Source organism: Methanobrevibacter sp. (genome assembly GCF_045636185.1).
Classification (GTDB): domain Archaea; phylum Methanobacteriota; class Methanobacteria; order Methanobacteriales; family Methanobacteriaceae; genus Methanocatella.
Genome location: NZ_JAZTXC010000001.1, coordinates 22,593 through 28,885, shown reverse-complemented (window position 1 = coordinate 28,885; position 6,293 = coordinate 22,593). Strand labels below are relative to the sequence as shown.

Annotated in this window: 7 protein-coding genes and 1 tRNA gene; all 8 read left to right on the top strand. The window is 34.7% G+C overall.

Annotation, left to right across the window (positions count from 1 at the left end):
• A partial coding sequence (gene hisH, locus ACKI3Q_RS00160; RefSeq protein ID WP_407413107.1) for an imidazole glycerol phosphate synthase subunit HisH occupies positions 1 to 365 on the top strand: 365 nt, incomplete at its 5' end.
• Between the two features lie 5 nt (positions 366 to 370).
• Entirely contained in the window at positions 371 to 1,735 is a 1,365-nt protein-coding gene (locus ACKI3Q_RS00155; RefSeq protein WP_407413105.1) for an AIR synthase-related protein, read from the top strand.
• A gap of 51 nt (positions 1,736 to 1,786) precedes the next feature.
• The gene (locus tag ACKI3Q_RS00150) at positions 1,787 to 2,227 is read left to right on the top strand and encodes a hypothetical protein (RefSeq protein WP_407413103.1); all 441 of its coding nucleotides are present in this window, start codon (positions 1,787 to 1,789) and stop codon (positions 2,225 to 2,227) included.
• Positions 2,228 to 2,463: 236 nt separating this feature from the next.
• Positions 2,464 to 2,537, top strand: a tRNA-Arg gene (locus tag ACKI3Q_RS00145).
• 19 nt (positions 2,538 to 2,556) lie between these two features.
• Positions 2,557 to 3,813, top strand: a complete 1,257-nt coding sequence (gene truD / locus ACKI3Q_RS00140) for a tRNA pseudouridine(13) synthase TruD (RefSeq protein ID WP_407413101.1) — start codon at positions 2,557 to 2,559, stop codon at positions 3,811 to 3,813.
• A 62-nt stretch (positions 3,814 to 3,875) separates the two neighbouring features.
• Entirely contained in the window at positions 3,876 to 4,265 is a 390-nt protein-coding gene (locus ACKI3Q_RS00135) for a DUF126 domain-containing protein (protein WP_407413099.1), read from the top strand.
• Between the two features lie 10 nt (positions 4,266 to 4,275).
• Positions 4,276 to 5,517, top strand: a complete 1,242-nt coding sequence (locus ACKI3Q_RS00130) for an amidohydrolase family protein (RefSeq protein WP_407413097.1) — start codon at positions 4,276 to 4,278, stop codon at positions 5,515 to 5,517.
• Positions 5,471 to 6,268: a nitroreductase family protein gene (locus ACKI3Q_RS00125; protein ID WP_407413095.1), complete on the top strand. Its 798-nt coding sequence runs from the start codon at positions 5,471 to 5,473 to the stop codon at positions 6,266 to 6,268. The genes ACKI3Q_RS00130 and ACKI3Q_RS00125 overlap by 47 nt, the downstream gene beginning before the upstream one ends.
• The last annotated feature ends 25 nt before the right edge of the window (positions 6,269 to 6,293 follow it).

Below are 6,293 nucleotides of genomic sequence, written 5' to 3'. Positions count from 1 at the left end.
TAGGTCAGCAGGTACTAATGGGTAAAAGTGAAGAAAGCCCTAATGTAGATGGACTTAATTTATTTAATGGACATTGCGAATACCTGCCTGAAGGCGTTAAAGTTCCTCATATGGGTTGGAACAGATTAGATGTAGTTAATGAATCTCCTATTTTGGAAGGGGTAGATAAAGAGTATTTTTATTTTGTCCATTCATATCATGTAATTCCCGATGATGATGCTATTATTGCGGGCACCTGTGAATATGGAATAGATGTTGTAGCATCATTAAGTCAAAATAACCTGTTTTCAACACAATTCCACCCAGAAAAAAGTGGAAAAGCTGGACTTAAAATATTAAAAAACTTTGTTAATATTAAGGAGTAATTATTATGGATATTGAAGGTTTTGTTCGTGCAAGAATTGATGATTATTCATATGAAGATTTATCAGTTCTTTTAGCCGAAAGAATAAGAGAATATAAGGAAATTTCTGAAGATAATTCGATCAAAATGGCTGAAGCAGTCATTGATGAAGTTTCAACCACGTTAAAATTAAAAGAAAGTGATGACGAATTTTTAAAAGAGATTGCTGAAATCACCAAATCCGGTGTTGGAATGGGTGAAATGGGTGTTGGTTCCCGTGGAGCAGGAGATTTTTTTGTTCACAGAAGAATTGCAGATATAGTGGCTTCAACTGATACTGCATCACTGGTAAATCCGACAGAACAGGATGACGGTGGTGTTGTACGTTCAAAAGCTAAAAACGATGATGTTTATATTACCACTGCTGTCGATGGAATACACTCAAGATTAAGTGAATATCCATTTTTAGGAGGATTTCATGTTACAAGAGCAACTTTAAGGGATGTTTGTGTAATGGGTGCAGATCCGGTAGCTATTTTAAGTGATGTTCATTTGGCTGATGATGGTGATGTCGGTAAAATATTTGACTTTACTGCAGGTGTAGCTGCAGTTTCAGAACTAGTAAATGTTCCTATTGTTGCAGGAAGTACTTTAAGAGTCGGTGGGGACATGGTTTTAGGTGACAGATTCGTTTCTGCCGTAGGTAGCGTAGGAGTATCAGATTATCCTCCAACTGCACGTAAGGGCGCAACCAAAGGGGATGTAATTCTTTTGACTGAAGGTTCTGGCGGAGGAACAATTACAACAACCGCTCTTTATAATGGATTTTTTGATGTTGTATGGGATACAATGAACGTTAATTTTGTTCAGGCATCACAGTCATTATTTGAAGCTGATTTGGTTAAGGATATTCATGCAATGACTGATGTAACCAATGGGGGGCTAAGGGGTGATGCCCATGAAATATCCAATACGACAGGAGTCGGTTTGGAGTTTTATGAAAAGGATATCCGTGCTATGGTTGCTCCAAATGTATTGAACATGCTTGAAACATTGAATATTGATCCTTTAGGTGTTTCTACAGATTCATTGATGCTTGTGGTCCCTGAAGATATTGCAGAGGATGTTAAAAAGACTGTTTCTAAAGCAGGAGTTGACATCTCAGAGATTGGTCAGGTCACTGATAGTGGTGAACCGATCTTGATTAAGGAAGATTCATCAACTGAAAAACTTGTTCCACTATTCAGAGAAGCTGCATACACAAAAATTAAAATGTTAGTCGGAGATACAACACCTGAGGACTTTGAAATAATGCAGGAAAAGGTTCAAAAGGCATGTGAAGATGCAATTGCCAAGAAGGATAAGGTTATAAAGTATATAAATGAAAATTAATTTTTTCGCACTTCCATATTTCTTAAATATTATGGAAGTTAACTTCTTTTCATGAATGACAATAAAGGAAGTTTATATCTTTGGGATGCGATTATTGCATTAAGTATTCTAATCATTGTAATGCTGATGTTAAATACGTTAGTTTCACTTCCATATCCTACATATTCAGATATTGCTCATAATTCTAAGGATGCTCAGGATGTCATGGAAATATTGTCCGGTAAAGTTGATTTTAATGATAAAACTTTTTTAAGCAAAATTACAGCTATTTTAAAGGAAAATAAAAATTCTAAAAAATCCGTAAGGGAAGTTTCTCAGCTTTGTGATGAAAAATTTGGTGAATTTAAGTTAACTAACTATCGGTTTGTAGAAACAAATCATTTGGATTCTACTGTTTTGGCAGAATCTGGTGATTTCACAAAAGCAGGTAATATTTCAGTTGCCACACGAAACTTTGATGGCTATTCTTATACTCTTTATACTTGGCAATGATTTTAATTGTATGTAATAGACCGATATTATAACGTGTTTGGTGGTGAATATACCAGCCTTTACATACCCAAACATGCATTACCCTAGTAGAGAATTGGGTTGTGGTGGTGGATTCCCCACCAGTAATAATGCACATATAAATATTATTCATTAGTGTTATATAAGATTTGCCGTAATTTAAAAAAATATTAAATACTATGAAAAACTTATATTATTATGATATCTTATTTTCTCTTGCCCCGATGGTGTAGTTTGGATAACACATGGGACTGCGGATCCCATTCCCCGGGTTCAAATCCCGGTCGGGGCATTTTTACTTTTGTGATACTATGTTAAATGCTAATACTTATGTTACGGGTCAAAATGGAATTGGTGGATCTATCAGAAACCAATATGAAGATTTTTATGTTGAAGAAATTCCAGAAATGATTCCTGGTGGTGAAGGACCAAACGTTTGGGTTTGGATTGAAAAGATTGGAAGAACCACGCTGGATGTTGTTTTGGATATTGCCCGTGACTTGCACATTGACAGGAAAAGAATGGGCTTTGCCGGAATGAAAGATAAAAAGGCTTTAACCCGTCAATGGATTTGTATTGCTAATATGGACTCAGAAGAACAATTCAAGCAAGTTGAAAACTTGGATATTTATAAAACTGATTTTTTAGAAATTACTCGCGGACGTAAAAAGCTTAGGATGGGCCAGTTAAAAGGAAACAAATTCAGAATTCTTATCAGGGATTTGGATGATATTGAAAAGAGTGCGGAAATTGCAAACGAAGTCTTAAAAGAACTTGAAATTACTGGTGTTCCTAATTATTTTGGCTGGCAACGTTTCGGAAAGCCTAGAACAAATACTCATTTGGTTGGTGAAGCATTAGTTCAAAATGACTTGGCTGAAGCCGTCAGAAGGTATATCGGAAATCCTTCAGAAGAGGAAAGTTTGGAAAATCAACAGGCAAGACAGGCTTACGATGACGGAGATTTGGAAAAGTCATTGGAATTGATGGGAAAGGGAATGCGTTATGAAAAGATGATGGTTCGTCAATTAATTAAGGATTCTAAAAAGGGCGAATTGGATGATAAAGCATATATGAATGCCATTCATGCTCTTCCAAAACCATTACAAAGAATGTTTGTTCATGCTTATCAATCTTATCTGTTTAACGATGTTTTAAGTCGCCGTGTTGAAATGGGGCTTAACAAATACATCGAAGGTGACATTATCATTGACAATGAAGAACATATCATTCGCGATAAAACTCCCGAAGAATATCAGGAATTGATTGACAATTTTGAAGTTAATCCGACAGTTCCCTTATTTGGTACAAAGGTTCCTTTTGCCGGAGGGGAAGTTGGAGAAATGGAAAAGGGAGTTCTTGAAAGTTACAATTTGGATAAAAGTGATTTTGAAGTTCCAAAAATGCCACGTTTGGGAAGTCATGGTCTTAGAAGGTCTGCACGTTTTCAGGTGTGGGATGCATCTGCCAAGGCAACAGATGATGGTGTTTTAGCTGAATTTTCCATTAACAAGGGGTCTTATGCAACGGCAGTATTGCGTGAAGTAATGAAAAAGGATGTTGTTTAGTTCTTCATATTATTTTTTACAAACTAATTTTTTAAATACTACTTTTTATATACTATTTCATAATGATTGAATGTAGAAATATTGCAAAAGGAAAAGGAAAAGGAGAATTAATTGTAAGTTCAGAACCAATTAGTTTTCTTGGTGGTGTAAATCCGGAAAATGGTGAAGTTATTGACCCTAATCATGAATTAAAAGGTCAAATAATCAAAGACAAGGTTTTATTTATTCCTGGTGGAAAAGGTTCTACCGTAGGGTCTTATGTTATTTTCCAGATGATGAAGAATAATACTGCTCCAAAGGCTATCATTTGTCTTAATGCAGAGCCGATTATAGCCACTGGTGCAATCATGTCTGATATTCCAATGGTTGATTCTCCTGCAGAGACTGAAGATCTGGTTAACGGTACTTTAGTTGAAGTGGATGGAGATAATGGTACAATTACTATTTTATGAGACGATTTAAATGCAAACCCTAATTCAAAATGTGAATATTATCAATCCTGGAGATGAGATTAAAGAGCATCAAAATATTTTAATTGAAGGAAAATACATTAAGGAAATTTCTTCAGATAAAATCAAAACCAAAGAGAATGCTAAAGTCATTGATGGAGATAATAGTCATGTTTTACCTGGGTTTATTGACTGTCATATGCATATTTTAGCCAAGGGTTTTTATAAAGAGGAAAATATGGCTAATCCTCTAGCTATTCACTTTTATAATGCTGTTCCTCATGGGATGCAGACTATCAATGCTGGCGTTACAACAGTCAGGGATTGTGGATCTGCAGATTTGGGTGTTAAATTGGCTCAACAAAAAGGGTTGTTTACTGCCCCAAAATTGGTAGTTTCCATAAATCCATTAGTCATGACAGGAGGACATTTTGATTTAATGTTGCCTTCAGGTTTTGACATGGAAATAATGTATCCCGGATTTCCAAAAGGAAGGTGTGATGGTCCGTCTGAAGTTTTAAAGAAAACTCGTGAATTTAAAAGGGCAGGTGCGGATTTTATTAAGGTAATGTGCAGTGGTGGTGTTTTGACTACAAATAATTCTCCGGAATTTTCACAATTTAACTTGGAGGAACTTAAAACCATTGTTGAAGAAGCGAAAACTACCAATTTAAAAGTTTCTGCCCATTGTCATAGTTTGGAAGGTATGAATAAATGTATTGATGCTGGTTTTTCTTCAATTGAACATGGAACTTTTATTGACGATAAAACATCTAAAAGGATGGTTGAAAACAATGTCACATTAGTTCCAACTATGCTTGTTAATCATTATTTGCATGAAAATGGATTTCCTCCATGGGACATTTATGCTGAGGAAAAGTTAGCAAAAATAGAAGAAATAATTAAGATATGCAAGGAGAATATTAAAACAGCTTATGAAAATGGTGTAAATATTGTAATGGGTACCGATAGTGGTGTAATGCCTCATGGCAATAATTTAAAAGAATTGTTAAATTTAATTGATATTGGAATGACTCCTATGGAAGCTATAGAATCAGCTACAATTAAATCAGCCAAATTCATGGGAAAAGATGATATTGGATTTATTGGCACTGGAAAATGTGCCGACATAATTTTCATTGAAGACAATCCCTTGGAAAACATAGAACTATTAACAAAACCAGAAAATATTACAAGAGTTGTTCAGGATGGCAGGGAAGTTAAGAATCGATACGGAGTTATGCAGTGCATGTAAACTCTGTAAATCCGTATGTATTAGAGACAATATAGGAATTGATGAATTCGCTTATGAATTGGAAAGCAATTGCTTTGACTGTGGCCATTGTATGGCAATTTGTCCGCAGGGCGCAATTACTCTTTTGAAATATGAAAATCAATTTGACAGGATTGAAGAGTATGATTCTCGACAAATCCCAGTTGATTATGGTGATTTGCTTCAATTATTAAAGCAAAGAAGATCTGTTCGTTGGTTTAAAAAGAAAAAAATTGATGAAGAAACTTTTAATATATTATTTGAAGGAGCCTATTATTCACCTTCTGCCCAAAATGAGCAGGATGTTGAATTTGTTGTTTTGGATGAAAAATTGGATGAATTCATGGATTTGGTCTATGATATAATCAAGGTCGAAGAAAATGAATTTTTCAGGATAAAGGAATTTGGTGATTATTTAAAAGACAACTCCTCTAAGAAATATCATCCATTACTTTGGGAAGGAAAACAGCTTATTTTAACTTTTGCAACTGATAAAACTAGTGCTGTTATAGCAAATACTCGTTTAGAACTGTTGGCTTATTCTTTAGGTTTAGGTGGTTTTTATTCATTATTTATTTTAAAGGCTGATGAAATCAATCACGATAAATTAATGGAATTTTTCCCGAATATCGATAAATCAAAGCACATGTATTCTTCTTTTATCATTGGATATCCTAAAAAGCGTTTTAGAAGAACTGTTCCTCATGATGAAATAAAGGTAAGCTACCAGTAAATATGTTATATTAATAAAATGGTGA